This window comes from Lentzea aerocolonigenes, assembly GCF_000955955.1.
Classification (GTDB): Bacteria; Actinomycetota; Actinomycetes; order Mycobacteriales; family Pseudonocardiaceae; genus Lentzea; species Lentzea aerocolonigenes_A.
In genome coordinates this window covers 1-26,834 of the sequence record NZ_JYJG01000361.1, presented here as the reverse complement: position 1 = coordinate 26,834, position 26,834 = coordinate 1, and the positions used below count along the sequence as shown (strand labels likewise).

Genomic DNA, 26,834 nt, shown 5'->3' with positions numbered 1-26,834 from the left:
GTCGGCCTTGAGCCGTGAGAACGCGACCATCGAAGCGTCTGACACCCCGGGTTCTTGCTGACTCGACAAAGCACTACTAGCGACGCGATCTCGGTGCGGGCCAACGAATTCAGGACGAGTAGCGCTCCGCGGCCTCGTCCACCGACCGCAGAATCGTGAACACCGAACCCAGCCCGGTCGCCTCGATCGGCCGCAACGCCGCCCGTGACGACGCCACCACGACGAAGTCCACGCCGGCCTTGGCCGCTCTCTGCTGCCCCAGCACCAACGCCTCCAACCCGGCCGAGCCCAGGAACTTCACGCCCCCCAGGTCCACCACGACGGCGCGGTTGCCGGACACCACTTGGGTGTTGAGCGGCGTGGTCAGCTCGCTGCTGGAAGTCGTGTCGAGCTCGCCGGACACGTGCAGCACCACGACATCGGGTGCGATCCGGTCGACGACCACGGAGGCCAGAGCGGTGGGGTCGGGCACGGTTCTCCCTTCGGAACAAGCGCTTCTAACAGCCCACGTTAACCCTGCCCTGCGAGACCAGCCACCGCCCCCGCAGTGACGTGCGGCCCGCTTCCAGGCAGGTGTGGACGTGCTGGGTGAGCCGGGCGTGCAGCTCGTGGCACGCGGTGAAGCCGAGGCGGACGTCCTCCGGCGGGCACTGGACGGGCAGGAGCTGGGCGAACGGGTCACCGCCGATCGTGTCGACGGCCGTCAGGAAGCCGACCAGACAACCCACGAGCCGTTGGTGCAGGCCGAACAACGACAGCGCGTTCACCAGGGCCAGGGTCAGTGCGGGCATCTCGTCGACGGCCACCGGGTCGACGTCGCGCAGCGTCACGGCGAAGAGCACCGAGTGTGTGCGTTCGGACCGCTTGCCGTAGGCGTCGCCCTGGATGTCGCGCAGCACCGAGCGCATCTCGCGGCGCGGCTGCCAGAACGCGTGGTGCTTGCGCAGCTCGGCCACACCCTCGGACGACAGCGGCGCGGGCTCCGTCATCTGCTGGGCCGTCTCGGACAGCGAACGCAGTGACGACTCCCAGCGCTTTTCCAGTGCCGCGTGGAACTGGGCCAGAGCGGAGTTGTCCTCCCACCCGGCGTCCACGTCGTCGAAGCCGCTCATCCGCAGCTCGTAGCAGATCCACAACGACAGCTGCAGGTCGTCGTCGAGAAAGCTCTCCCTGGTGCCGCCGCTGACGAGCAACGCCGGCCGCGGGGCGGGCGGCCGGCGGAGTGCGGCGACCAGAGCTGAGCTCATGTGGCCGCGGGGTGCGGGGAGGCGCATCAGGTTTCCTCACGCGTTCGGGCGATCAGCATGTCCACAAGGGACACGGGGTCCGGGCAACGCCGTTGCCTAGCGGCACCGCTGCCGTTGTGGCGCAACCAGTCCAACTGCCGCTCCACAGTAGACAGCGTGCCGCGATCGCGCAGTGCGACCGCAACGTGCTCTACGAGCTGTGCTGCCCGGTCGAACGCGGGGGAGAGTTTTCCGGTGTGTGGATCGGCGGCCAGTCCGTCGACCCCGTCGCGCGACGCCCGCCAATATGCCGCTCGCAGCACGGAATCGTCCACCCGCTGTTCGGAGGGTTCCGTCACGACGAGGGCTCGGATCAGCTCCGCGAGCACGACCACTTCCGTTGCCAGTTGCGGAATGTCCGCAACGCGCACTTCGACCGTCGGGTGGTTCGCCGACGGGCGCACGTCCCAGTACACCATCGCCCGATCCAGCAACGCCTGCGTCGAGATGATCGAGTCGACGGTCCGGTCGTAGTGCTCGGGACCTTCCCACAACGGCGGCGGCCCGCTGACCGGCCAGCGCGACCACACCATCGACCGCCAGCTCGCGTAGCCGGTCTCCTCTCCCTCGTAGATCGGAGAGTTCGCGCTCAACGCGAGCAGCGTCGGGAGCCACACCCGCAGCTTGTTGGACGCCGCCAGGGCTTCCGCCTTCGACTCGACGCCCACGTGCACGTGCAGCCCGCAAGCACCCTGCCCGATGACGAGCCTCCGGTGGGAGTACTCGATCTGGTGATAGCGGGGGTCATCCGTTCCGGGGGGAGGACCGGCCTTCCCGATCGTCGGCATGCCCGTGGCCACGAGCCGGCACCCGGCTTCGTCCGCGGCGGTCACCAGCACCTTGCGGGCGCTGCGCACCTGCTCGTCGAGCTCTTCGAAGGAGTGCGTGATCCCGGTGGCGATCTCGATCTGGAACGGCGTCAGCTCGCCCTGCACGTCGAGGTCACCGGGCGCGCGAGAGATCTCCCGGACTCGGGGCGCCAGTGCTACCGGCCGCCGCGACTCGGGATCAACAAGAAGGAACTCTTGTTCCACACCGACCGTGTAGTCATTCATCGGCGAGCGGGTACCCGCATCTCGTGCTGATCAACCACGAGGTGGCCACATGAGACTTCGCCGCAGCATCCCGTCCGGTCCCGGCTGGACGCGCGTGAGGCACGGCAAGGGCTTCCGGTACCTGGACGCGCACGGCCAGTCCCTCGGCGCCGACGACGTCGCGCGGGTGAAAGCCCTGGTCATCCCGCCCGCGTGGCGCGAAGTCTGGATCTGCCCGCACCCCAACGGCCACATCCAGGCCCTCGGCTACGACGACGCGGGCCGCCGCCAGTACCTCTACCACGACAAGTGGCGCTCCGACCGCGACGCCGAGAAGTTCGACCGCGTGCTCAAGCTCGCCCCGCGCCTCAAGAGGTTCCGCGAGCAGATCGTCGAGGACATGAGGTCGCGCGGCCGCAAGCGGTTGCTGGCCATTGCCCTGCGCATGCTCGACCTCGGCGTCTTCCGCGTCGGTCACGAGGAGTACGCCGAGGACAACGGCACCCACGGTGTCGCGACGCTGCTGTGCGAGCACCTCAGCGTGCGCGGGGATCGCGTCAGGTTCCGGTTCCCGGCCAAGCACGGCGTCGAGGTCGACGAGGAGATCACCGACCCGCAGCTCGCGCGCGCTGTCCGTTCGCTGCTCAAGGACCAGACGCCGGACTGCCGCGTCTTCGACCTCACCGCCGACGACATCAACGAACGGTTCCGCGAGCTGGTCGGCGACGAGTTCAGCGTGAAGGACCTCCGCACCTGGCACGCGACGGTCAGTGCGGCCCAGGCGTTCGCGCACGCGTTGAGGGAACGCGGCAAGCCGTCGAAACGAGCGGTCAGCGCGGTCATGAAGGAAGTGGCCGAACACCTGGGGAACACGGCGGCCGTGGCGCGGAAGTCCTACGTGGACCCACGCCTGGTCGAGGCGTTCGAGAACGGCGACGTGATCGGCAACGGCGATCCGGAACGGGCGGTGCGGAAACTGCTCAAGCGGCCTTGAGCGCGGCTGCCCGGTCGCACTGCCGGCACCACGCGGCACCCTGGGCGGCCGCCAGCGACGCGAACCCGGCGAACAGGTGCAGCGCGTTGCTGCCGGGGTTGACGTTCAGGAAGTTGACGACCTGGTCGTCGTAGCGGGCCAGGCCCAGTCCGAAGATCGCCAGGAACAGCACCGCGGTCAGCAGCCCGACGCCGCTCAACGCCTTCAGCCTCGGCGCGGCCAGCAGCAGCGCGGCGCCGAACACGAGGTGCAGCGTGTTCTGGAGCGGGTTCACCCGCAGCAGCAGGATCGACGTGTCGGACTCGCCGGCGAAGGACGAGAGGCCGGTCACGAAGAACCCGGCCACTCCCCAGAGCACGAGCAGGGCGCCAGTGCTGATCGCCAGCTTCTGGGGCCACCGCAACCGGTTCATGCGGCCAGTATCGCGAAAACCGGACATTCGCGCTCGCTCATTGATTCAGTCCTCTGCCAGGAGATCGTGGCGCAGCTGCTCCAGGGACTTCGTGAGCAGGCGCGAGACGTGCATCTGGGAGATCCCGACGCGGCGCGCGATCTCCGTCTGGGTCAACCGGCCGAAGAACCGCAACACCACGATTGTCCGCTCACGCCGAGGGAGGCCCCGCAGCATCGGCTGCAGGGCCTCGTGAATCTCGACGCCTTCCAGAGCGGGGTCGTCGACGGTCGAGGACTCCAGCGAGTCCAGTGGCGCGAAGGCGACGTTCTTCTCCACGCGCAGACCCTCGTAGACGTCCGACAGCGGGACCCCCAGGTGCCGGGCGATCTCGGAGGGAGTAGGAGATCGCCCGGTCTTGTGCGACAACTCGGCGGTCGCGCCGTCGATGGAGTCGCACAGCTCTTTCAACCTGCGCGGCACCCGCACCGCCCAGCACTGGTCGCGGAAGTGGCGGCGCACCTCGCCGGTGATCGTGGGCACGGCGTAGGACAGGAAGTCCGTCTGCCGGCCCACGTCGTACCGGTCGATGGCGTTGATCAGCCCGACCGCCGCGACCTGCGCGAGGTCTTCCATGGGCTCGCCGCGTTCGCTGAAGCGGCGGGCGATGTGCCGGGCGAGCGGGAGGTACTCGCGCACCAGCCGGTCCCGCAGCGTGTAGTAACGCGGCGAGTCACGGCCGGTGCGGGCGAGTTCCTCAAACGCCGCCTGCTGATCTGGCGTCAACGTGCACCGCGATCAGACCTGAGGCGGCGGCGTGACGTCGCCTCGCCAGGCGCCGGTCTCGACACCCCGGTTCTCGATGAACTCCTTGAACCGCTTCAGGTCGCCCTCGACCCGGTGGCCGACCACGCCGAGCGCGGCTCCGGCCTTCTCGGTGAAGGTCTCGGGGTCGTACTCCATCTGGAGGTGAACCCGAGTCGTGTCGTTGTCGAGACGGTGGAACGTCACCACGCCACCCTGCGGCGGCCCGTCGACCGTGGTCCACGCGACCCGCTCGTCGGCGTGCTGCTCGGTGATCTCGGCGTCGAACTCGCGCACGACACCGCCGATCTTCGTGGTCCAGTGGGTCCTGGTCGGCGTGACCTGGTCGATCTTCTCGACGCCGTCCATGAACGCCGGGAAGGATTCGAACTGGGTCCACTGGTTGTAAGCCGTGCTCACGGGCACGTGGACATCCACCGACTTCTCAATGGTGGTCACGAAACCTCCTCCTCATGAAGTTGCTTGCATTAGGTGAGTACCCATGCGACGCGCTGTTACACATCGTGTTCGGTCCACTCTGGACGGACACGGAGAGTGCTGGACCAATCGCGATCTGCGCATCACGAAATCGCCCACAGTGGTCATAAACGGCTGTGATCCACGTCATACTGATCGGCAATCCACGCCTAGGAGGCGCCGGTGCTGGAGGCGAGCAACCTCGAGGTTGTCTACGACGACGTGATGCTGGTGCTCCGCGGCGTGAGCCTCAGGGTGCCCAAAGGCCAGGTAGTCGCCCTGCTCGGAGCCAACGGGGCTGGGAAGACGACGTTGATGAGGGCCTTCAGCGGCCTGCTCGACGTGCACGACGGCAAGGTCACCAAAGGCTCGATCACGCTCGACGGTGAACCGATTCACAAGCTCTCACCAGCTCGAATCGCGGATCGAGGCATCAAGCAGGCCCTCGAAGGCCGCCGAATCCTCGCCGAGCTGACCGTCGAGGAGAACCTCAAGGTCGGCGGGCACGCACGGCCGAAGCGCCTCAAGCAGAACCTCGACCGCTGCTACGAGCTGTTTCCGCGGTTGCAGGAGCGGCGAAGACAGAGCGCGGGCTATTTGTCCGGCGGAGAGCAGCAGATGCTGTCGATCGGCCGGGCGTTGATGTCGGAACCCGAATACCTGCTGCTCGACGAACCCAGCCTCGGCCTCGCGCCGCTACTCGTCCAGCAGATCCGCGACCTCGTCGTGAAGATCAACGAACAGGGCACCACCGTCCTGCTGGTCGAGCAGAACGCCAGCATGGCGCTCTCCATCGCCGACCACGGCTACGTCCTGGAGACCGGCAAGGTCGTGATGGACAAGCCCGCTGCCGCGCTGCTGGCCGACGACGACATCCGCGAGTTCTACCTCGGCCTCGGCACCTCCTCGTTCCGCGCGGTCAAGCACTACAAGCGGAGGAAGCGATGGCTGTCCTGAGCGTCGACGGGATCCGCCTGGCGTTCGACGGCGTGGTGGCCGTCGACGGGGTGTCGTTCGAGGTCGGGGAGAGCGAGCTCTTCGCGATCATCGGCCCGAACGGGGCCGGCAAGACGTCCATCTTCAACGTGCTGAGCGGCGTCTACCGGCCACAACAGGGGTCTGTCGAGTTCAACGGCGAGAACCTGCTGGGTCTGCGGCCCCACCGGATCGCGTCTCGCGGGATGTCGCGCACGTTCCAGAACATCGAGCTGTTCTCGCACCTCACGGTCGTCGACAACCTGATGCTCGGCCGCCACAACCACATGAAGTACGGCGCTTTGAGCGCCTTTCTGTTGCTCGGCAGGGCGCGCGACGAGGAGCTGAAGAACAGGTCCGCGGTCGAGGACGTCATCGACTTCCTGGAGCTGGAGCAGTGGCGCAGGTTCCCGGTCGGACTGCTGCCCTACGGCGTGCAGAAGCGCGTCGAACTGGGCCGTGCGCTCGCGATGGAGCCCCGGTTGTTGCTGCTCGACGAGCCGGTCGCGGGCATGAACGTCGAGGAGACCGAGGACATGGCCCGGTACATCCTCGACGTACGCGAGGAGCTCGGGATTCCCATGATCATGGTGGAGCACGACATGGGCCTCGTGATGGACCTCGCCGACCGCGTGATGGTGATGGACTTCGGCCGTCCGATCCGCACCGGCACGCCGGCCGAGGTGCAGGCCGATCCGGACGTGATCAGGGCCTACCTGGGCGAGCAGCACCGGAGTGTGGCGTCATGACCACGACCGTGGTGACCCGCGTGAAGAACAGGGCGGCCAACACGCCGGACCAGATCGCGATGCGGGCCAAGGACTTCGGCATCTGGCAGGAAGTCTCCTGGGCGCAGTACTGGGCGAACGTCGAACTGGTCGGCGACGCCTTGCTGTCGCTGGGTTTGCAGCCGGGCGATCGGGTGGCCATCCACTCCGAGAACCGCCGGGAGTGGCTCTACGCCGATCTGGGTGTCGTCGCGGCGCGAGGCATCACGGTGGGGCTGTACCCGACGAACCCGGCGTCCGAAGTCGCCTATCTGCTGTCGCATTCGGGCGCGCGGATCCTGATCGCGGAGGACCAGGAACAGGTCGACAAGGCGTTGCTGGTGCTGGAGGACACACCGGATCTCGAGTGGATCGTCTACCTGGAACCGCGCGGCATCAAGGGGCGCTACGACAACCCGAAGCTGTTGTGGTGGGACGACTTCCTCGCGATGGGCGCGCGGTACCGGGACTCGCACGGCGACGAGCTGGCCGCCCGGATGGCCCGGACGTCGCCCGACGACGTGATGACGTTGATCTACACGTCCGGCACCACCGGGCCGCCCAAGGGCGCGATGCTCACCGTGGCGAACGTCGAGTTCGCCGTCCACGTGCTGGTGGAGGGCGGCGGTTTCACTTCGCCACCGCCGTCCTCCACCGATGTCACGCTGTCGTACCTGCCGTTGTGCCATGTCGCCGAACGCATCTTCACGACGTGGTTCAGCGCGGCCTCCGGGGTGCAGGTGCACTTCGCCGAGTCGATCGAGACCGTGCAGGCGAACCTGCGCGAGGTGCAGCCGACGATCCTGTTCGGGGTGCCGCGGATCTGGGAGAAGGTGCTGGCGGGCGTCACGATCGGGGTGTCCTCAGCGTCCTGGCTGAAGCGTTCCGTCACGCGGTTCTGGTTGCGCCGAGCGGAAAGCATCGGCACAACGCTGGTTCGGACCGGCGGTGAGCACACGGGGTCGAGTCGTGTGACCTATGCGCTGGGCTGGCTGTTCTGCTTCCGCGCGCTGAAGGCCCGGATCGGCATGCGGTATGTGCGGTACGCCTCGTCCGGTGCCGCGCCGATCGCGCCGGACGTGCTGAAGTTCTTCATGGGCATCGGAGTGCCGATGCACGAGGTCTACGGCATGACCGAGAACACCGCCGTGGCAACGGGAAACCGGCCTGGCCGGGTCAAGGTCGGTACGGTCGGCGAGCCGCAGCCGGGGATCGAGCTGCGGATCGACGAGGAGACCGGCGAGATCCTCACTCGTCATGGTGGGACTTTCGCGGGCTACTGGCGTGATCCCGAGGCCACTTCGCGTGTCGTGACTGACGGCTGGCTGCACACCGGTGATGTCGGCGAGTGGGTCGACGGCACGCACGTGAAGATCACCGACCGGATGAAGGACATCATCATCACCGCGGGCGGCAAGAACATCGCGCCGTCCGAGCTGGAGAACGCGCTGAAGACCTCCCCGTACATCAAGGAAGCTGTGGTGATCGGCGACCAGCGGGCGTACCTGGTGGCGTTGATCGGCATCGAGTACGAGACGGTCGGGCACTGGGCGCAGCAACGAAAGCTGCCCTACACCACCTACCGGGACCTGTCGGAGAAGCCCGAGGTCCTGGAGCTGGTGCAGACGATCGTGACCGAGGTGAACGCGAAGTTCGCCTCCGTCGAGCAGATCAAGAAGTTCCGGATGTTCCCCAAGGAGCTCGACCACGAGGACGGCGAGCTGACCGCGACGCAGAAGGTGAAGAGATCCGCGCTGGGCAAGATGTTCGACGACCTCGTGGAGAGCATGTATGGATGAGTTTCTCCAGTCGTTGGTCCGGGGCCTCGGCACCGGATCCATCTACTCGCTGCTCGCTCTGGGCTTCGTGATCATCTACAAGTCGACGCAGGTGATCAGTTTCGCGCAGCCGGCGTTCATGCTGGCGGGCGCGGTGCTGGTCTCGTACCTGGCCCCGCAGGTGTCGTTCTTCGGCGCGGTCATCGTTGCCGCGTTGGTGATCGCGGTGCTGGCGTTGGGCGTCGAGCGCACGGTTCTTCGGCCGATGGTCGGTAAACCGGTGTTCGTGGTCGCGATCATCACGATCGGCGTGGACGTCGTGGTCCGGGTCGTGACGAACGCGTTCATCGGCCTGGAGGTGCGGCAGGTCGGCGATCCGTGGGGCCTGACGACGGTTTCGTTCCTGGGAGCGGAAGTCCAGCAGCGGTACCTGGTCATGATCGGGACGACCGCTGTCGTGACGGCTGCGCTGTTCCTGTTCTTCCGGTACTCGCGCATCGGCCTCGCCATGCGTGCTGTCGCGTACGACCAGGAAGTCGCGCTGGCCCAGGGGATTTCGGTCGGGTCGGTGTTCGCGCTGTCCTGGGCCTTGGCGGGCGGGCTCGCCGCGTTGGCCGGCGTGTTCGTGGCGACCGGCGCGGGCGTGGATCAGCAACTGTGGATCGTGGCGCTGAAGGCGTTGCCCGCGATCATCCTGGGCGGCCTGGAGTCGTTGGGCGGCGCAGTGGTCGGCGGGCTCGCGGTCGGTGTCGTCGAGTCGCTTTTCGGGACCTACCAAGGTGATTTCGCGCCCTGGCTCGGACCGAACTTCGGGCTGGTCGCGCCGTATGCGTTGATGCTGCTGGTGTTGCTGGTCAGACCGTATGGCTTGTTCGGCAAGAGGGAGGTGGAGCGGCTTTGAAGGGTCGTCCTGAGCTGTACACCTCTTACGCCCAAGACATGGCGTTCCTGAACACGCGCCCGAAGCGTGCGTGGACTGGCGGACTCGTAATTCTGGCGTTGGTGCTGCCGTTCGCCATCACCGACGACCTGCTGCAGCTGCTCGCGACCGGGTTCGTGGCGGCGATCGGGGCGATCGGGCTGAACATCGTGACCGGCTACGCGGGCCAGGTGTCGTTGGGGCACGCGTTCTTCCTCGCGATCGGTGCGTACACGGGTGCGGCGCTTTCGGGCTCCGAAACCGGGCGGGTGATCGGGTTCGGCATCACGTCGCTGCCGATCTGGTTGCTGGCCTCGGGTTTGGTGGCCGCGTTCTTCGGCGTGCTGGTCGCGCCGGTGGCGGTGCGGTTGCGAGGCCTCTACCTCGCGATCGTGACGCTGGGACTGGTCTTCCTGGGAGAGCACGTGTTCCGGGAGTGGACGTCGCTGACCGGTGGGCCAGGGGTCGGGCGGCCCGCGGCGGTGCCCGAGTTGTTCGGCGTGCGGCTGGACCAGGACAACGCGGTGTTCACGGCAGCACAGCAGTTGTACTTGGTGATGTTCGTGCTGCTGGTGATTTTCGGGGTGCTGGCACGGAATCTCGTGCGCTCGCGGGTGGGCAGGGCGTTCGCGGCGGTGCGGGACCGGGACCTGGCCGCGTCGGTGATCGGCGTGGACCTGACGAAGTACAAGGTGCTGGCGTTCGCGGTGTCCTCGTTCTACGCGGGTGTCGCGGGTGCGTTGTTGTTCGTGATGAACGGGTTCTTCGATCCCGGCTCGTTCAGTCTCCTGTTGTCAGTGCAGTACATCGCGATGGTGCTCATCGGCGGCGCGGGCACCATCTCCGGCGCGATCATGGGCGCGCTGTTCATCACGCTGCTGCCACGCATCACCAGGGAGCTGCCCGCGGTGCTGCCGTTCATCAGTGGTGACGCCACCGGCGCGGTCACGGTCTTCCAGGTGGAGGCGGTGCTCTACGGCGTGCTCATCATCGTGTTCCTGATCGTCGAGCCACGCGGGTTGTTCGGCATCTGGGTGCGCGTCCGCAACTACTGGCGCACCTGGCCGTTCTCGTACTGAGGAGAATCCCCATGTCTGGTAAGCGATTGAGCGCTTTGTTCGTGGGAGTTTTGGTTCTTGCCGCGTGCCGTGGCGGGGACGGCGCCGCGCCGCAGGAGGGCGCGGGCGGCATCAAGGTCGACTTCGGCGTGACCAAGGAGGCGTGCCCGCAGGCCGTCGACAAGGCCAAGGGCTGTATCTACCTGGGCACGATCTCGGACCTCACCGAGGGCCCGTTCAAGACGCTGGCCGTGCCGATCACGGACGCGCAGAAGGCGTTCTGGAAGCGCGTGAACGACCGCGGCGGCATCGGCGGCTACGAGATCGACGTGACCACGTACGTGAAGGACAACAAGTACAACCCGCAGATCCACAACCAGGTCTACCAGGAGATCAAGGGCAAGGTCCTGGCCCTGACGCAGACATTGGGCTCTCCCACGACCGTGGCGATCCTGAAGGACCTGGAGAACACCCAGATGGTGTCGGTGCCGGCGTCGTGGACCTCGTTGTGGGGCTTCGAGGAGGTAATCCTGGAGTCCGGCACGAACTACTGCGTCGAGTCGATGAACACCGTCGACTACGCGGTCGAGAAGATGGGCGTGAAGTCCGTGATGGCCGTGCACCTCGCGGGTGACTACGGCGACGACGCGGCGGCCGGGGCGAAGATCGCCGCGGAGAAGCGCGGGCTGTCGTTCGAGAACGTGACCACCCAGAGCGGGCAGGACAACCAGGGCGGCGCGATCGACGCCGTGGTGTCGAAGAAGCCCGACCTGGTGATCCTGACTACCGGCCCGACGGATGCGGCCGTGATCGTCGGCCAGGCCGCTGCCCGTGGCTACAAGGGCAAGTTCATCGGCACCTCGCCGACCTGGAACCCCGGTCTGCTGAAGTCGCCGGCCGCGCCCGCGATCAAGGCGCTGTACATGCAGTCGGCGCCGTGGAAGGCGTGGGCGACCGAGTCCGTCGGCCACACCGCGATGCGGGCCGCGCTGCCGGGCGTGACGCCGAACGACGGTTACACGGCCGGTTGGGTGTGGGCGTACCCGTTGAAGGCGGCGCTGGAGAAGGCGGCCGCGAACAAGGATCTGACACGCGCCGGCCTGCTCACCGCGGTGCGTCAACTCACCTCTGTGGACTACGAGGGAATGCTTCCTTCGGGTGCAGGCAATTTCTCCGCTTCTGCGCAGGATGCACTGTTCCGTCAATCACTCATCTACCGCCCGGACGACGCCGCGCCGACCGGAGTGACGCTGGTAGAGGACTTCTTCACCGGCCCAACAGCAAAAGATTTCAAGTTCGAGAAGCCCTGTTACCAATGAACCGAACGGGTGACACCTGCCTCTGACGGCGCGATTTTCTGGCTAGTCTCGCTGGTGAGGCAGTTGTAGGAGGTTGTTGCGGTGTTGACGTGCGTCGAGGTTCGCCGAGCCGCAGGAGGCCTCCGATTGTTCGTCCGTCCCCCGGCCGCGCTGCGCTGGAGCGCGCGGCTGGGGTACGAACGGGTGTCGGAGTTGCTGACCGCGATTCGTCAGGCGGAGTCGTGCACGGTGCCGGATGTGGCACTCCGGTACGTGCCCGATCAGCGCACCGGTGAGGCGGTTCTCGCGTGCGCCACCGGAACGGTCGTCTTGGATGCGGACGACGTGACATTGCTGCACGACGCGTTACGCGCCCACATGCCTGACAGGATGCGACCCCTGCCGGTCTGAGCCGCTGCCCGTTGGGGCAGCCGATCGTGTCCGCCGGGACGTCAGCGCGCTGGTCGTGGTGCGGTCTTCCGCGCGCGATCGTGGACGGCGTGATTCACGAGGTCGACGAGGCTTTGCGCCGCCTGGTCCGCGACGAGGCGCTGCGCGGTTCCGATCTGGACGTCGCGTTCGACGCGCCGACCAAGGACTGGGCGGCGCGGCGGAACGCGCCCACGGTCAACATCTACCTCTACGACATCCGCGAGGACATGCGGCGCAGGCAGCGCGGGTTGCTCAACGAGTACGACGCGCAGGGGAAGGTCGCGTCCCGTCAGCTGCCGCCGCGGCACATGAAGCTGTCGTACCTGGTCACGGCGTGGACGCAGCGGCCGGAGGACGAGCACAGGCTGTTGTCGGACCTGCTGATCGGGTTTCTGAGGTACGACGCGGTGCCGCCCAGGTTGCTCACCGGGTCACTGGAAGAGCTGGCGCTGCCGGTGCCGATGACCGTCGCGTTGCCCCCGCCGGAGGACCGGGCGTTCGCGGACGTCTGGAGTGCGCTAGGCGGGGAGCTGAAGCCGTCGCTGGACGTCGTGGTGTCGGCGCCGGTGTCGTCCGGGCGCAAGTTCGCCGCCGGGCCTCCCGCGCGCGAGGGCGTGGAGCTGCACACCGGTGAGGAACGGGTGCGGCACAACGTTTCCGCGGACGGTGTGGGGATGCGCAAGGTGGCGCGATGATCTTCGAGCGGATGGCGGGGCTGGAGCGGCGGATCCGGGTGGCGGTGGCGGCGCGGCGGGCCACGGACCCGAACCCGGACGATCCGTTTCGCGGGCTGTACCTGTCGGACGAGGTCATCGAGGCGTTGCTGGACAGCGGCAGGGAGCCGTTCTCGCCGTTCGTCTCGTCCGCAGCCGACGGACGGCTCGGGCGGCTGGCGCGCAAGGCTTCTCTGTCCGAAGTGGACGTAGAGCTGCTCCTGGTCGCGCTGGCGCCGGACGTCGACAGCCGGTTCGAGCAGTTCTACGGGTACCTGAACGACGACGTGACGCGGCGCCGGGCGACGGTGGGGCTCGCGTTGCGGTTGTGCGGGCTCGCGGAGGCCTCGTCACAGGGCCGTTCGCGCCTCGATCGCGGCAGTCCGCTCGTCAGGTCAGGACTCGTTGCTCTGGAGGACGCGGAACGGCCGTTGCTGAGCCGGTCGCTGCGGGTGCCTGACCGGGTCGGCGCGCACCTGCTCGGTGACGACCGGCCGGACCCGTTGCTGACGGATTTCGTTTCCCTGTCCGGAGATCCGGTGCCGATGCCGGGCGCGGAGAGGCTGGCACGCGGCGTCGAACGCGGTGTGCGGCTCGTCTACCTGCGCGAGCATCCCGGCGGCGGTGCGGCGGAGCTGGCGGTGTCTGCGTTGGCGCGAGCGGGGTTCCCCGCGTTGCTGGTGGACGCGGCGCGCATGACGGACGCGCTGGCGGTCACGCGTGAGGCGTTGCTGAGGGGCGCGGGGATCGTCGTCGGCTCAGTGGACTCGAACTTCACGCTGGATCCGTTGCTGCACGAGGAGATCCCGGTCGTCGCCTACGGGCCGGGCGCGTGGGAACCGCGCTGGACGCGGATGCCGCCGTTGCAGCACGACGCGGTGCAGGTGCCGTTCGACGTGCGGGTCTCGTTGTGGCGCACCGAACTCGACGGCAAGCTGGCGCGCGGCATCGACCCGGCCGAGGTCACCGCGCACTTCGTCCTGGGACCGACGCAGATCAGCCGGGCCGCGCACGCCGCCACGGTCTCGGCGCTGGCCGACGACGGGCTGGTGGACGCCGGGCATCTGCGCGCCGGTGCCCGCAGCCAGAACGCCGGTGGTCTGCAACGGCTGGCCCGTCGCATCGAACCCGCCGTCTCGTGGCCGGACCTGGTGCTACCTGGGACTGTCACCTCCTTGCTGCGCGAGCTGGCCGCTCGCGCGAAGCACCGCGACCGCGTGATCGACGAGTGGCGCATGCGGCCAGGCGGTGGTCGTGGCCGTGGCGTGACGGCGTTGTTCGCGGGCGACTCCGGCACGGGCAAGACGATGTCCGCCGAGGTGATCGCGGCGTCGCTGGGGCTGGACCTCTACACCGTGAACCTCGCGACCGTGGTGGACAAGTACGTGGGCGAGACCGAGAAGAACCTGGAGCGGATCTTCGTCGAGGCGGCCGGCGTCAACGGCGTGCTGCTGTTCGACGAGGCTGACGCGATCTTCGGCAAACGCTCGGAAGTGCGTGACGCGCACGACCGCTACGCCAACATCGAGAGCGCGTACCTGTTGCAGCGCATGGAGTCCTTCGACGGCATCGCGGTGCTGGCGACGAACCTGCGCGCGAACCTCGACGACGCCTTCACCCGCCGCATCGACGTGATCGTGGACTTCCCGCTGCCCGACTCCGAGTTGAGGCGCGGCCTGTGGGACCGCTGCCTGGGCGGCTCGGTGCCGAGATCGTCCGATGTGGACCTGGACTTCCTGGCGGCGTCGTTCGAACTGGCGGGCGGCCACATCCGTTCGGCGGCCGTGACAGCGGCGTACCTGGCCGCCGCGGCAGGCCACGTGATCGGCATGGTCGAGCTGATCGGTGCCGTGGCCCGCGAGTACCGCAAGCTCGGCCGCCTGGTGGGAGAACGCGAGTTCGGCCGGTACTTCGAACTGGCCACCGAACGTCTGGTGGGTTAGGGACCTAGGGAGCGGGAGATGCACGGACACGAACACGACTCGGAGACATCCTTGCGCCCCAAGGGCGACAGGATCCAGCACGAGGAAACCGATCTTCTCGGCCGCGCGGCCGCCGCGGGCCGTCCCGACGTCCTGGGCCCGGCCGGAATGCTCGGCCTGCAACGCGCCGTCGGCAACGCGGGCGTCGGCGCCGTCGTCGAAGACACCCCCACCGTGATCACGTCCGGCGGCTCGCCGTTGTCCGCCGACGTGCGTTCCGACATGGAAGGCCGCTTCGGCGCCGATTTCTCCGACGTGCGCGTGCATACCGACTCCGCGGCACACGACTCGGCCAAGTCCGTCAACGCACAGGCCTACACCGTCGGCTCGAACATCGTGTTCCAGCGCGACAAGTTCGACCCCGGCTCGGACACCGGCAAGCACATGCTGGCGCACGAGCTCACGCACGTGGTGCAGCAGCGGTCCGGACCGGTCGACGGCACCGACACCGGTGGCGGTGTGAAGGTCAGCGATCCGTCGGACCGGTTCGAGCGGGACGCGGTGGCGAACGCGGATCGGATCATGGCGGCGCCAGTTGCCCCGGTGCAGCGGTGTGCGGATCACGGTTCGCACGGCGACGAGGCGCATGTGCAGCGCGAGGCGGCGCCGGAAGAGGAGGAGACCGCGCAGACGTTCGTGCAGCGGGCGGAAGAAGAGGAAGAAGCCTCCGCCGAGTGAGCTCTCACTTCTGACCCAGCAGCGCGGCGGCGGTCGCGGGGTCGTAGGTGACGACCTTGCCCGACCAGCCACCTGGCAATCCCGTCTGCTGGTTCATGTAGTGCACGTAGAGTTTGACCTGCTGCTGACCCTTGGCGATCTCCACTGGGTTGTTCGGCTTGATCTCGTAGATCACGCGGTTGTCCCAGTCGACGCGGTCCAGCCTCTTGGTGCCGCCGTCCGGGAGGTCGAGCTCGAACTCGGGGTCGAGGCCGCGCGGCATCTGGTCCTCCGGCACGAGCACGTCGCCGTGTTCGTGGGCGAAGTTGCCGCGTTCCAGCTCTGCCGGCTGCCCAGCACCGCCCGGTGTGTCGGCGTCGTGCATGCCGTGTTGTTCACGTGCGTCCGCGCCGAAGTCCCCGCTGGTGGCTTTGCCCTGGCCCTCCGCGAACTCGCCGATGATCTCCACCTGGCGCGGGTCGAGTCGTTCTCCGCTGCCCGCCGATGCCATTGGACGGTCCGGGTTGGTGCTCGTGCCGCCCTTGACCGTGCGCACCGGCTGGCCGTCGGTGCCGGTGGCGGCGAGCGGTTCGGCTTCTTCGACGGGCACGGCCGCTTCGGCGGGTTCGCCCCACGGCCGTCCGTTGTCGTTGGCCGCAGTGCCTTCAGGGAGGTCGACGGGTTCGAAGTCGGGGATGGCGTTGTCGTTCGCGGCGGTGCCCTCAGGCAGATCAACGGGCCGTGGTGGTTCAGCGGCGGGGGCGCGTTCGGACACGGGCGGCGCATCGCTCACCGCTGGGGCTTCAGAGACCGCAGGACCTTCCGCCGCCGCAGGTGCCTCGGCGGCCGCAGGTGCCTCGGAAACCGCTGGCGCGTCAGGCACAGCGCTCTCCGGAACGGCCGGTGCCTCCCCGGCCGCGACCGATCCCTCTGCAGCAGCGGCACCTTCCGCCACGGGCGCGGATTCGCCGCCGCTCCCGAACGGCCGCCCCGCCGCCACCGCGCCGCGGATGTCACCGATCGCCGCACCCATCGCCTGTGCCGCCACCGAGGTCGAACCCTGCAGGCCGGACTGCACGGCACCGACCGCGTTCGAGATCTTCGGGCCGACCACCTGCCCTGCCTTCTCACCCGCGATCTGCATGGCCATCACGCCCATGGTCTCGGTGTCGGAGGCCATGTCCTCGGACTCCTGGCGCAGGCGGCCCGCGGTGTCGGCGGTCGCGGCGTCGACGAGGTTCTTGATGAGCACGAACGCGTTGAGCTCCAAGGCGATCGCGGCCGCCTCCACCGCCCACGGGCCGACCGTGGCGGCCAGGCTGCTGCAGAACGTGATGATCGGGACGCAGACGACGCTCGCGGCGCCGAAGGTCAGCAGGATGGCGGCGGCGCAGATGGCGATGACGGCGATCGCCAGGCCGGCCACCGAACCGAGCACGATGGTGACGCCGGTGGCGATGTCGGCGGCGGACTTCAGCAGGTTGCCGACCGGGTCGCGTTCCCACTGCTGGCGGCTGAAGAGGTTGGCACCGCCGGAGAGGATCATGCCTAGGCCGCTCAGGACGCCCGTCATGGATACCCGCGGGTCGACGAACCCGCGCAGGACGTTGAGACCGAACTTCGGCCAGTTCGTCGCGCCGAGCGAGCCGGTGAGGCGGGAGAACGTCATGCGCAACGCCAGGCTCGCCTTCGCACCGGCGCCGAGCGACGCGAAGTTCCCGTGCGACTCGGCCTCGATCTGGCGCAGCTCGTCCAACCGGCGCTGTTCGGCGGCCGCGGCCTGCTGGGCACGGGCTGCGGCGGACGGCGGTTCCTCGCCGCTGAGCCACGCGGGCAGGCCATGCGTCAGGTTGACCTTCTCGCGGTCGCCGTACGCCTCTCGTTGCACGGCACGGCCTTGACGCGGCTGCCGGGCCGGCACCGAGGCCATCGCGCCGAGGTACGCGGTCTGCGTGGCGTGCAGCCGTGACTCCAGCGCGGTCGACGCGGTCATCGCCGCCGTGCCTCGCTCGTCGAGCTGGGCGGCACCTTCGCGCATCTCGGCCGGTCCGCCCGCCAGTGCGGCGACATCCACCTTTGCCTGCGTGTTCTGCGCGGTCAGCTCGTCGAGTTTGCCGGTGGTCGACGCCAGCGTGGCCTCGGTGGCCGAGATCTTGCCGCCAGCCTCGGTGTTGAGAGCCGTCGCACGGGTCGCCTCGTCGACGAGCCCGGTCGCGCGTTGCCCGGTGGCGTTGATGGCACCGTCGATGCTGCCCAGGTCATGGCCGATCTTGTCGACCTGCCCCGCCTGTTCGCGCGCCTTGCCCGCGGCCTCGGCGTCCTCCGGCTGCACCGAGGCGGCCCGCCCGCCCAGCTGCTGCGCCTCGGACACCATCGGACCGGTCTTCGCCTTGCCCTCGTCGGCTTTCGACGCGAACCCCGGCGCCTCGGCCGTGACCTTCGCGGCCTTCTCCTGCGACGTCGTCAGCGCTGTCTTCGACTGCTCGGCGACCGCACGACGCTGGTCGACGTGCCCGCGCACGGTCGTGATCGACGTGTCCGCCTCAGCGACCTTGGCGCGCGCGGTCTGCAATCCCGCTTCCAGGGCGTGGCCACGTGCACGGGACGCCGCCGCTTCGGCCGCCAACTGGTGTCCGGCGTGGCGCAGCTGCTGCAGTTCGATCGCGACGGCCGCGACGGCCTGGTCCGCGCTCGGGCTCCCGGGCACCGGGCGCCCGGCCGAGTCGACGGGCGGTGCGAACGCCGGTGGCGTGACCGGAGCCGGGGGAGCCGGCACGGGCACCGCGGTGGCCTGGGCGACCGCGGCACTGGCGGAGGCGACGGCGGCTGCGGGCGCTTCTGTTTGCGGCGCGGTACTTTCCGCCGGCGCGGCGGCGGGACGGGGTGGCGTCACCGGAGTCGCCGGCCTGGCAGCTTCCGACTTGGTCTCGGAGGCCGCCGAGGCGACCTTGGAGCGTTCCGCCGAGACCTTGTCCGGCTGCGCGAACGCGGCCCGCTGCCGTGCCTTGACCGCGGCCCGGTCCTCGGCGGGAGGTCGTTCCTCGGGTGGTGCGCCGGACTTCGCGGACGCCTCGTGCACCACGGCGTCCGCCGTCGCGTTGATCTCCGACAGCTGCCCGGAGTCGGGAGTGCGCTGCGCGATCATGCCGGCCACCGCGCTGTTCCCGGCGGAACGTTGCAGGGCGAACAACGCGTGTGCGGGCGGCTTCGGCCCAGGAGACCGGCCTGCCGTCTCCTGGGAAGTCCGTTTCTCTTCACGGTCGAAGCCGCTCACGTCGTCCACTCTCGGAGAGCGCGACGTGCGGCGGAACGCCACGAGGTCCGTGCGCAGAGGCCGATCACGCTGCCCGTTGGGGCAGATCGGGCTGGTCAGGGCACTGCCGGCGCTAACCTGCGGTGGTGCGCAAGCGAATCGACCCCACGGCGTGGCCGCGCTGGGTCCAGGGCATGGCGGTGGTGGCCGTCGTCGCATTGGTGACCGGCCTCGCCTTGCGGTGGCAGGGAAACGTCACCACCGGCACGGTGATCGCCGGATGCGCCGCCGCTCTCCTCGCGTTCGGGCTGGTGGCCTGGCGGTCAGCCGAGCGGCGCCGGTGAGCTGGCCTCCGGCACCAGGACCTTCGCCTCGCCGCTGCCGTCGGCCGGGACGGACCACACGTCGTTGAGACCGTCATCGCGCTGGATCCCGTACGCCACGGTCCTGTCGTCGATCCACGCCGGCTGGTCGTCGACGGTCCGGGTCTCGGCGAGCTGCGTGATCTTGTGCGTGGCCAGGTCGAGCACCGAGACGCGCCAGCCCTTCTGCGGATCGCCGTCAACCGCCTTCTTGTAGGCGATGCGGGTGCCGTCCGGGGACAGCGACGGGCACTCGACGTTGTCCAGACCGGTCAACGGCTTGAGGTGCTTGGCCGCGAAGTCACCCTCGATCAGGTAGCGGTGCGGTCCGGTCGACATGGTGGCGTAGAAGCGGTTGTCGTCGGCGGTGAACGTGACGCCCCAGAAGTTCGAGTCGGCCGGGCGCTGTTGCATGCCTTCGACGGTGAACTCCTCCAGCGACTGGACGAGCGTGCCGGTCACCGTGTCGAGGATTCCGGTGCTGGTCGAGAAACCGTTGGCGGCGTAGGAATGCCCGTCGACGAACAACGTCCACGCCACCATCCGGCCGCTCGCGGACACCCGCGTGCGGTTCGGGAAACCGGTCAGCGGAACGGTTCGGAGCTCCTTCAGGTCGCTGTCGAGCACGGCGAGTTCGCCTGCCTTCAGCGCGCCGACCGGACGCAGGCACGAGATGGTGCCGGCAGCGCTGTAAACGCGGTCGCAGAGCTGCTCGGTGACCTCACGCGGGCCGCCGGGGTCGTTGCGGGACACCGTGGAGAGCTTGCCGTTGCTCAGCACCATCAGCCGCGGACCGGAGTCGAGCGGAACCGAGTTCGCGGTCTCTCCTGGAGACGCGCCGGACAGCACGGTGTAGCCGATGGCGACACCGGCGAGCAGCACGGCGGCGATGACGGTGATCAGCAGTCGGTTCTTCACGGCTTGCGACGTCCCAGCAGTGCGGCGGTGGTGATCAGGGCGAGGACGACCGCGACGGCGGCGGTCCTGGTGGCGGCTTCCGGGCTCCAGAACTGCCACGTCAGTCCGAACAGGACGGAAGAGCCGAGGTAGGCGAGTGCCTGTCCACTTTGGATCAGCGCGATTCCGGTGGTGCGCAGGCGCTCCGGCAGTGCTGGGCCCGCGAGTGCCATCAGCACGCCGTCCGTGCAGGCGTAGAACACGCCGTAGAGCAGCACGACCAGCACCAGCAGCGGCCAGCCGCCGAGCGGTCCGAAGAGCAGCAGATAGACGACGGTCAGCGCGCCGTAGCCGCACAGCATGACCTTCAGCCGGCCGACCCGGTCCGCGAGCGCGCCCAGCGGTGCGGCGAACAGCAGGTAGACCAGGCTCGTGCCGACGGCGAGCAGCGGGAACCAGCCGAACGCCAGCCCTTCCCGCTTCTGCAGCAACAGGTACACGAACCCGTCGCCGATCGTGACCAGGCCGAGCAGCGACGCGGCCAGCACGATCTTGCGGACCGCCGGGTCCTTGAGGAGCGCGAGCTTGATGGGCTCCTTGCGCTCCAGCGGTTCCGGCCGGTCCTCGACGTACAGGGCCAGCACCAGCACGCCGAACACGGCGATGCAGAAGCTGACGACGAACACGGCGTCGAACGACTGTGCCGATGCCGCGAGCACGGCCATGGCGACGAGTGGTCCGGCGAAGGCGCCGATGCCGTCCATCGCCCGGTGCACGCCGAACGCGCGGCCCAGGTCACCACTGGGCGTGGACAAGGTGATCAGCGCATCGCGTGGTGCGGTGCGCAGTCCTTTGCCCGCCCGGTCCGCGGTGATCACGAAGCCGAGCGCGGTCAGGGAGCTGCCCGCGGCCAGCAGCCCGAGCTTCGCCACGGCGGAGATGCCGTAGCCGAAGCCCGCGACCGCCTTGCGCCGGTTCGTCCGGTCGGCGAGATAGCCGCCGGCGAGCCTGAGCACCGTGGTGGCGCCCGTGTAGACGCCGTCGATCAGCCCGTACGCGGCCGGGCTGAGCTGGAGGCCGATGACCAGGTACAGCGGCAGGACCGCGGCCACCATCTCCGACGAGACGTCGGTGATGAGGCTGACCGTGCCGAGCGCGAAGACGTTGCCGCTCAGCCCTTTCCAGTTCGCCGACTTGGGTTTGTCTAATGTGGACAAGTACACACCGGCCTCCAGCTGTTAGATCAGTGACAGTTGGTCGTGCCGCTGTCGGTGTAGGTCTTGCCCGCCTCGGGGACGAACTGCCAGTCGAAGCTGTTGCTGTGCAGCGTCAGCTTCAGCACACCGCGGGTGCCGGTGTTGCGGGCCTCGCTGTTCGGCTTGATCGTGCCGAACGGGTAGGCGCCCGCGCCGCCCATGCCCGCGACGAACTGCCGGATGCCGCGCGCGTTGTCGAGGCCTCCGGTGGGGTTCTGCGGGGCGAACCGCTCGTACTGGTGGTTGTGCCCGGTGACCACGAGGTCGGCGTTGTTGTCGTACAGGGCCTGGAACAACGGCCTGGTGGCCGTCTCCGGAGCGTGGTTGGCACCGCTGGTGAACAGCGGGTGGTGCCAGTACGCCGCGGTGCACGGCTTCGTGCTCGCCGCCAGGTCCTGGCGCAGCCACTGCTCCTGCGCGCTGCCAGCGGACATGCTGACGTTGGAGTTCAGCGACACGATGTGCCAGTTGCCGATGTCGTAGGAGTAGTAACCCCGCCCCGACGGCCCGGCCAGCGATCCGAAGTAGTTGTAGTACCCCGTGGCGCCACTGGTGTTGTAGTCGTGGTTACCGGGCGAGGGCTTGGTGCGCGCCTTGTGACGGCCCCAGGTCGGCTCGTAGTAGGAGTTGAACTCCGACGCCGTGCCGCTGTTGTAGACGTTGTCGCCCGTGGTGAAGACCGTGCCCTGGATGTTGTCCAGGAGAGTGGCCGTCGCGGTGTCACCGGAACCGGAGTCCGCGATGTCGCCGGCGCCGACCCACACCGGGTCGCCGGGCGGCGGCGTCGTGCCGTCGGTGACCACGAGCTGCGGAGCCGTGGTGGCACCGCTCTCACGTGAGTCGTAGTCGGCGCCGTCCGTGCTGGAGGACGTGATCGCGATGCTGTACGTGCCGTTGCCGGTCACGTAGCTGGTCACGTCGATCTCGTACCAGGCGTTGCGGACGACCGCGCCGAGGGAGCCGAGCGTGGCGCCGTCGGCGGCGGGCTGGTTGTTCCAGGTGACACCGGTTTCCGTCCAGCTGACGTTGGACGTGGACCGGAACGTGCCGCCGTTCGGGCTTTCCGAACCGGCGACGTCGTCCGTGTGGACGCGCAGCTTGGCGTTGCCGACCGAGCTCACCCCGGACACGGTGAACTTGAGGAACGTCCGCTTGACCGGCGAGTTGTCGGTGCCGAGCTGACCGGACGTGCCGTAGTTCGTACCGGTCGCCGAGTTGTCGACGTAGGTGTCGGCAGTGGGCGTGAACGTGGTGGTGGCTGCGTGAGCCGCGGTGGAGGCGGTGAGGGTGGCCGCCGTGACGACGACCGTGGTGAGCACGGCTGAGGGAGCCCTGCGACGTTTCATGCCAGCGCACTTCCTTGTTGGCGGACATGGGCCGTCGCGAAGGGTAGGGCTCAGATGAGACTCGTGCGGTGATCGTTCGGCGGCAGTTCGGTGAACGGGCGGGAAATCCCCCTCTGGGGTGGCACTGCGGGTGGCTGCCCATTTGGGCAGTCACCGGCTCCCTCTGGCACCGCCGCGCGGTCGTGTCGGGTTTTCCCAGGTCGCCGGAGCATGTCTCGTACAGGGTTCCGTACGACATGGGAGGCCGTCGATGCCCACCTATCTCTCGCCGGGCGTGTACGTCGAGGAGGTGGAGGCAGGTGCCCGCCCGATCGAGGGCGTGGGCACTGCCGTCGCCGCGTTCGTCGGGTTCGCGGCCAAGGGTGACTACAACACCCCGACGCTGGTCTCGAACTGGGCGCAGTACACCGAGAAGTTCGGCGACTTCGCCGAGGGCTGCTACCTGCCGCTGGCCGTCTACGGCTACTTCCTCAACGGTGGCAACAACTGCTACGTCGTCCGTGTGGGCGGCTCGCGTTCGGCCGCGGCACTGCCCGCCGGCCCGCAGGCGCAGCTGGGCGGCTACCGGGTGTCGGCTCGTGAACTCGGTGCGGGCTCGTTGTCCGTCGAGGTCGGCGACGCGGCGGGGGAGAACCAGCCGGACGACCGGTTCGCGCTGATCGTCAAGGACAACGGCAAGGTCGTCGAGACGCACCAGGTGTCGGCCAAGCGCGGCAAGGAGAACGTCGCGGTGGTCGTCAACGCGGCCTCGAAGCTGATCACGATCGAGGAGGTCGCCGGGGCGTCGCTTGCTCGCCCGGACAAGGCTTCCGTGGCGTTGCGCGAGGCTCCTGCCCCGCCGCCCGTGCCGCGCAAGGTCGTGCCCGACGACTACGTCGGTGACGTGGCCGATCGCACCGGTTTCGGTGGCCTGGAGGCGATCGACGAGGTCACGATGGTCTCGGTACCGGACCTGATGAGCTCCTACCAGCGCGGGCTGATCACGTTGGAGGCGGTCAAGACCGTGCAGTCCGCGATCATCGCGCACTGCGAGCTCATGGGCGACCGCATGGCGATCCTCGACCCGCCGCCTTCCTTGTCGCCGGACCAGGTGAAGAACTGGAAGCAGACCGAGGCGGGCTACGACTCGAAGTACGCGACTCTGTACTACCCGTGGATCAAGGTCTACGATCCGTCCACTTCGGACAACATCTTCGTGCCGCCGTCGGGTCACATGGCCGGTGTGTGGGCGCGCAACGACGCTTCCCGGGGCGTGCACAAGGCTCCGGCGAACGAGACCGTGCGCGGCGCAGTGGCGTTGCAGACCCAGCTGACGAAGGCCGAGCAGGAGCTGCTGAACCCGATCGGCGTGAACTGCATCCGGGCCTTCACCGGCCGCGGGATTCGCGTCTGGGGCGCTCGTACGTTGTCGTCCGACCCGGCCTGGCGTTACCTGAACGTCCGTCGGCTCTTCAACTACCTCGAAGAGTCCATTCTGGACGGAACGCAGTGGGTCGTGTTCGAACCGAACGACGACGCGTTGTGGGCCCGCATTCGCCGGACGATCTCCGCCTTCCTGGTGATGGAGTGGCGCAAGGGCGCCCTGTTCGGCCTGACGCCCGACGAGGCGTTCTACGTCAAGTGCGACCGCGAGACCAACCCGGCGGAGGGCATCGACCTCGGCCAGGTCGTGTGCGAGGTCGGCATCGCACCCGTGAAGCCCGCGGAGTTCGTCATCTTCCGGCTCGCCCAGATGCAGGGCGGCACCAGTCTGGTCAACGAGTAAAGGCGGTTCATCGACATGGCACTCCCCGATCTCGACACGTCGGTAGGCCACTCGTTCGGCCTTGAGGTCGACGGCATCACGATCAAGCAGATCTCCGAGGTGACCGGCCTGAAGATGGAGCAGGACGTCATCGAGCTCAAGCAGAACATGGCCGACGGCAAGTACGTCATCAAGAAGCTGCCGGGCAGGGCGAAGGCGGGCGAGGTCGTCCTCACCCGCGGTCTGACGGCGGACAACTCGTTCGAGAAGTGGATCAAGGACTCGCGCTTCGGCAAGATGGCCAGCGCCCGCAAGAACGGCGTGGTCGTCGTCTACGACTACGAGGGCGCCGCCATCAAGCGCTACAAGATCGTGCGCTGCTGGCCGAAGTCGTTGGAGATCGGCACTTTGAAGGCCGGCGACACCTCCGTGCTGACCGAGAAGCTCACGGTCACCTACGAGGAGATGGAAGTCGAGTGAAGCGCTCTTCCTCTGCCGTCGCTGCTGCTCCGGTTATGCAGACCGAGTTCGCGTTCTCCTTGCCGCGCGGGTACGTGGACGACTCCGGGGTTGTGCATCGCGACGGCGTGATGAGACTGGCGACGGCTCGCGACGAGCTGATCCCGTTGCGGGACGACCGGGTCCGCGAGAACTCGGCGTTCCTGACAGTGGTCCTGCTGGGCCGGGTCGTCGTGCGCATCGGGTCCGTTGTGGACGTTCACGCGGGGATCATCGAGAACCTGTTCGCCTCGGATCTGGCCTTCCTGCAGGACATGTACCGCCGGATCAACAGCGAGGGCCACACGCGCTCCGGTGTCGCGTGTCCTTCCTGCGGGCACGGGTTCGAGGTCGACATCGCGGGTGGGCGCCTGGGGGAATCGTGACGTACGCGCCAGACCGGCTGTACTCGGAAGTCGCGTACGTCGCCTACCACTTCCACTGGTCTCTTGAGTCCATTTTGGACCTGGAGCACGCCGAGCGGTTGCGGTACGTGGAGGAGATCGGCCGCATCAACACGCGGATTTCAGCTGGTTCTGGCTCTGGTCGTGGCTCTGGCTCGGGGAGGTGACTCGTTGTGTGGCCCTTTCGCAGGCGTGCTGCAGCGCCTTCCTTGCCGGTTGTCCGGTCGGAGTGGCATCACTTGCCGCCACTGCAGCGAGTCGTCGCACCGCACCCGCTGATCAACCCGGTGTCGTCGTTCTCGGCAGGGTTGAGCGCCTGGCAGAACCCGTCGTTCCTGGCACCGCTGGCACACGCGGTGGGCCCGGCCGAGCCCGCGGGGTCGATCGCGGACGTGGCTGCTCCCGCTGCGGAGCCGTCGGAGTGGAAGACGGTGCGGGCGAGCCGTTCGTCCGACGCCCCTGTCGTCTCCCAGGTGCCGACGGCTGTTGCGCCGTCGCCAGTTGTGGTGGCGCGGAGTGTGGTCGAGCCCGAGCCGGTGGAGGCTGCCGCGCCTGATGGTGAGGGCGACGCGGTAGCTGCTCCCGTCATCGCCGCGGCTGGTCCGGAGGTTCAGCGTTCGGTGCCGGAGGAGCCTCCTCGCCCCGCCCGGCCGAGGAGGTTGGGCCTCGGAGAGCCGATCTCGTCGGTGCTGCAACGAGCATCCGACGTTCCGGCGCCCGCCGGTGTGCCGGACCCTGCTGGAGATGTCGGCGATTCGGCACCGGGCCTCGGTGGTGTGCAGGCGGTTCAGCGGTTCGTGGGTGACGCCCCCGGCATGCCTGTGCTGGCTCGTCCCGATCCGCCCGGCCGGCCGGGCGGGCCGCCTGACATCAGCGCGGCCACCCCTGCGGAGCTGACAACCCACCCGGGCCTGGGTTCCGAGACCGGGCCGGTCGCCGGAATCGAGCCTGTCGCCCAGCGTCTGGTGGGTTCCGAGCCCGGACTGCCGTCCGGTTCTGCGGAACCCGTTGCCCAGCGTCTCGTGGGGGCTGAGTCCGACCTGCCAGTGGCGGGCCACACCGCGAACGCACCCACCGCCACGCCGGCCGATGTTGCAGCGCAGCGGTTGGTCGGCCCCGACTCCGCTGTGCCCGCCTCGACCCAGGCCGATCTTGCTGCGCCGGCAGGACGACGGCCGGTTGGGAGTGGATCCGCCCTGCCGATCGCGGGCCAAGCCACGCACACTCTGACCCAGGCCGACTTCGCCGAGCCTGTCGCACAGCGGCTGGTCGGGTCGTCGTCCGTGTCCGGCCAGCCGAGAGTTGAGCCGTCGACAGTCCAGCGCGATGTCGGGGCGACGCCAACGGTCGAGCCACCGGTCGGTTCAGCAACGGCTGTCCAGAGGCCGGTTGAGGCGACGTCGGCTGTTCAAGGGTCGGTTGATGCGGCACCGACCGTCCAAAGGCTGGTTGATCCGGCATCAACAGTCCACGGGCCAGGTGATGCGATGCCAGCTCGCCGAGGGCTGG

General features: G+C 68.4%; 26 protein-coding genes and 1 pseudogene. 17 read left to right on the top strand and 10 right to left on the bottom strand.

What is annotated here, in order from left to right; all coding sequences use genetic code 11:
* Window positions 1-109: 109 nt before the first annotated feature.
* From UK23_RS53195 to UK23_RS38125, 3 genes are read right to left on the bottom strand one after another with little or no spacing between them, the layout of a single operon-like run.
* Window positions 110-472 (bottom strand): STAS domain-containing protein, encoded by a 363-nt coding sequence (locus tag UK23_RS53195; RefSeq protein ID WP_052685413.1) that lies wholly within the window; start codon window positions 470-472, stop codon window positions 110-112.
* Window positions 473-497: 25 nt separating this feature from the next.
* Window positions 498-1,247: an iron-containing redox enzyme family protein gene (locus tag UK23_RS52215; RefSeq protein ID WP_045316643.1), complete on the bottom strand. Its 750-nt coding sequence runs from the start codon at window positions 1,245-1,247 to the stop codon at window positions 498-500.
* Between the two features lie 26 nt (window positions 1,248-1,273).
* Complete coding sequence (locus UK23_RS38125; RefSeq protein WP_045316642.1) at window positions 1,274-2,341, bottom strand: carboxylate-amine ligase; 1,068 nt, start codon at window positions 2,339-2,341, stop codon at window positions 1,274-1,276.
* Between the two features lie 49 nt (window positions 2,342-2,390).
* On the opposite strand from UK23_RS38125, the gene UK23_RS38120 reads away from it, so the two are divergent.
* Window positions 2,391-3,314, top strand: a complete 924-nt coding sequence (locus UK23_RS38120; protein ID WP_045316641.1) for a DNA topoisomerase IB — start codon at window positions 2,391-2,393, stop codon at window positions 3,312-3,314.
* Here the strand turns inward: UK23_RS38120 and UK23_RS38115 are convergent.
* From UK23_RS38115 to UK23_RS38105, 3 genes are read right to left on the bottom strand one after another with little or no spacing between them, the layout of a single operon-like run.
* Complete coding sequence (locus tag UK23_RS38115) at window positions 3,301-3,726, bottom strand: DUF4383 domain-containing protein (protein ID WP_045316640.1); 426 nt, start codon at window positions 3,724-3,726, stop codon at window positions 3,301-3,303. The two genes, UK23_RS38120 and UK23_RS38115, sit on opposite strands and share 14 nt — an antisense overlap.
* 45 nt (window positions 3,727-3,771) lie before the next feature.
* On the bottom strand, window positions 3,772-4,491 hold the full coding sequence (locus tag UK23_RS38110; protein ID WP_045316639.1) for a SigB/SigF/SigG family RNA polymerase sigma factor: 720 nt from the start codon (window positions 4,489-4,491) through the stop codon (window positions 3,772-3,774).
* A gap of 12 nt (window positions 4,492-4,503) precedes the next feature.
* Window positions 4,504-4,968 (bottom strand): SRPBCC family protein, encoded by a 465-nt coding sequence (locus tag UK23_RS38105; protein WP_045316638.1) that lies wholly within the window; start codon window positions 4,966-4,968, stop codon window positions 4,504-4,506.
* Window positions 4,969-5,169: 201 nt separating this feature from the next.
* Here UK23_RS38105 and UK23_RS38100 point away from each other — a divergent pair, with 201 nt between their 5' ends.
* The 10 genes from UK23_RS38100 (at window position 5,170) to UK23_RS38055 (ending at window position 15,586) form a co-directional block, all read left to right on the top strand.
* A complete protein-coding gene (locus tag UK23_RS38100; protein WP_045316637.1) occupies window positions 5,170-5,943 on the top strand; it encodes an ABC transporter ATP-binding protein in 774 nt (257 codons plus the stop codon).
* The gene (locus tag UK23_RS38095) at window positions 5,931-6,710 is read left to right on the top strand and encodes an ABC transporter ATP-binding protein (RefSeq protein WP_045316636.1); all 780 of its coding nucleotides are present in this window, start codon (window positions 5,931-5,933) and stop codon (window positions 6,708-6,710) included. Before UK23_RS38100 ends, UK23_RS38095 begins: the two co-directional genes overlap by 13 nt.
* Entirely contained in the window at window positions 6,707-8,527 is a 1,821-nt protein-coding gene (locus UK23_RS38090) for an AMP-dependent synthetase/ligase (RefSeq protein ID WP_045316635.1), read from the top strand. Before UK23_RS38095 ends, UK23_RS38090 begins: the two co-directional genes overlap by 4 nt.
* Window positions 8,520-9,407, top strand: coding sequence for a branched-chain amino acid ABC transporter permease (locus UK23_RS38085; RefSeq protein WP_045316634.1), 888 nt, complete (start codon window positions 8,520-8,522; stop codon window positions 9,405-9,407). The genes UK23_RS38090 and UK23_RS38085 overlap by 8 nt, the downstream gene beginning before the upstream one ends.
* Before the next feature lie 38 nt (window positions 9,408-9,445).
* The gene (locus tag UK23_RS38080) at window positions 9,446-10,504 is read left to right on the top strand and encodes a branched-chain amino acid ABC transporter permease (protein ID WP_196778069.1); all 1,059 of its coding nucleotides are present in this window, start codon (window positions 9,446-9,448) and stop codon (window positions 10,502-10,504) included.
* Between the two features lie 11 nt (window positions 10,505-10,515).
* Window positions 10,516-11,802, top strand: coding sequence for an ABC transporter substrate-binding protein (locus UK23_RS38075; protein WP_045316632.1), 1,287 nt, complete (start codon window positions 10,516-10,518; stop codon window positions 11,800-11,802).
* A gap of 126 nt (window positions 11,803-11,928) precedes the next feature.
* Window positions 11,929-12,192: a hypothetical protein gene (locus UK23_RS38070; protein ID WP_045316631.1), complete on the top strand. Its 264-nt coding sequence runs from the start codon at window positions 11,929-11,931 to the stop codon at window positions 12,190-12,192.
* An 89-nt stretch (window positions 12,193-12,281) separates the two neighbouring features.
* A complete protein-coding gene (locus UK23_RS38065) occupies window positions 12,282-12,908 on the top strand; it encodes a DUF4255 domain-containing protein (protein ID WP_045316644.1) in 627 nt (208 codons plus the stop codon).
* A complete protein-coding gene (locus UK23_RS38060) occupies window positions 12,905-14,869 on the top strand; it encodes an ATP-binding protein (protein WP_045316630.1) in 1,965 nt (654 codons plus the stop codon). Before UK23_RS38065 ends, UK23_RS38060 begins: the two co-directional genes overlap by 4 nt.
* Before the next feature lie 18 nt (window positions 14,870-14,887).
* Window positions 14,888-15,586 carry a DUF4157 domain-containing protein gene (locus UK23_RS38055; protein WP_045316629.1) on the top strand — a complete coding sequence of 233 codons (699 nt, stop codon included), beginning with the start codon at window positions 14,888-14,890 and terminating at the stop codon, window positions 15,584-15,586.
* A gap of 4 nt (window positions 15,587-15,590) precedes the next feature.
* Here the strand turns inward: UK23_RS38055 and UK23_RS38050 are convergent, their stop codons facing one another.
* Window positions 15,591-18,839, bottom strand: coding sequence for a hypothetical protein (locus tag UK23_RS38050; RefSeq protein WP_156213689.1), 3,249 nt, complete (start codon window positions 18,837-18,839; stop codon window positions 15,591-15,593).
* 125 nt (window positions 18,840-18,964) lie between these two features.
* Between UK23_RS38050 and UK23_RS38045 the strand changes: the two genes are divergently transcribed.
* Complete coding sequence (locus UK23_RS38045; RefSeq protein WP_156213688.1) at window positions 18,965-19,162, top strand: hypothetical protein; 198 nt, start codon at window positions 18,965-18,967, stop codon at window positions 19,160-19,162.
* Here the strand turns inward: UK23_RS38045 and UK23_RS38040 are convergent.
* Genes UK23_RS38040 through UK23_RS38030 form a run of 3 tightly spaced genes read right to left on the bottom strand, consistent with a single transcriptional unit; the run spans window position 19,142 to window position 22,679 of the window.
* Complete coding sequence (locus UK23_RS38040) at window positions 19,142-20,098, bottom strand: hypothetical protein (RefSeq protein ID WP_045316626.1); 957 nt, start codon at window positions 20,096-20,098, stop codon at window positions 19,142-19,144. The genes UK23_RS38045 and UK23_RS38040 overlap by 21 nt on opposite strands.
* A complete protein-coding gene (locus UK23_RS38035) occupies window positions 20,095-21,300 on the bottom strand; it encodes an MFS transporter (RefSeq protein WP_045316625.1) in 1,206 nt (401 codons plus the stop codon). The genes UK23_RS38040 and UK23_RS38035 overlap by 4 nt, the downstream gene beginning before the upstream one ends.
* A 20-nt stretch (window positions 21,301-21,320) precedes the next feature.
* Window positions 21,321-22,679 (bottom strand): DUF7594 domain-containing protein, encoded by a 1,359-nt coding sequence (locus UK23_RS38030; protein WP_045316624.1) that lies wholly within the window; start codon window positions 22,677-22,679, stop codon window positions 21,321-21,323.
* A 250-nt stretch (window positions 22,680-22,929) separates the two neighbouring features.
* Here UK23_RS38030 and UK23_RS38025 point away from each other — a divergent pair, with 250 nt between their 5' ends.
* From UK23_RS38025 to UK23_RS54230, 5 genes and pseudogenes are all read left to right on the top strand, one after another.
* Window positions 22,930-24,444: a phage tail sheath family protein gene (locus UK23_RS38025; RefSeq protein WP_045316623.1), complete on the top strand. Its 1,515-nt coding sequence runs from the start codon at window positions 22,930-22,932 to the stop codon at window positions 24,442-24,444.
* Between the two features lie 15 nt (window positions 24,445-24,459).
* The gene (locus UK23_RS38020) at window positions 24,460-24,903 is read left to right on the top strand and encodes a phage tail protein (RefSeq protein ID WP_045316622.1); all 444 of its coding nucleotides are present in this window, start codon (window positions 24,460-24,462) and stop codon (window positions 24,901-24,903) included.
* A 35-nt stretch (window positions 24,904-24,938) separates the two neighbouring features.
* Window positions 24,939-25,307 (top strand): hypothetical protein, encoded by a 369-nt coding sequence (locus UK23_RS38015; RefSeq protein WP_231114862.1) that lies wholly within the window; start codon window positions 24,939-24,941, stop codon window positions 25,305-25,307.
* Window positions 25,304-25,492 (top strand): DUF6760 family protein, encoded by a 189-nt coding sequence (locus UK23_RS38010; RefSeq protein WP_045316620.1) that lies wholly within the window; start codon window positions 25,304-25,306, stop codon window positions 25,490-25,492. Before UK23_RS38015 ends, UK23_RS38010 begins: the two co-directional genes overlap by 4 nt.
* 72 nt (window positions 25,493-25,564) lie before the next feature.
* A pseudogene (locus tag UK23_RS54230) lies at window positions 25,565-26,834 on the top strand (hypothetical protein); the annotation flags it as partial.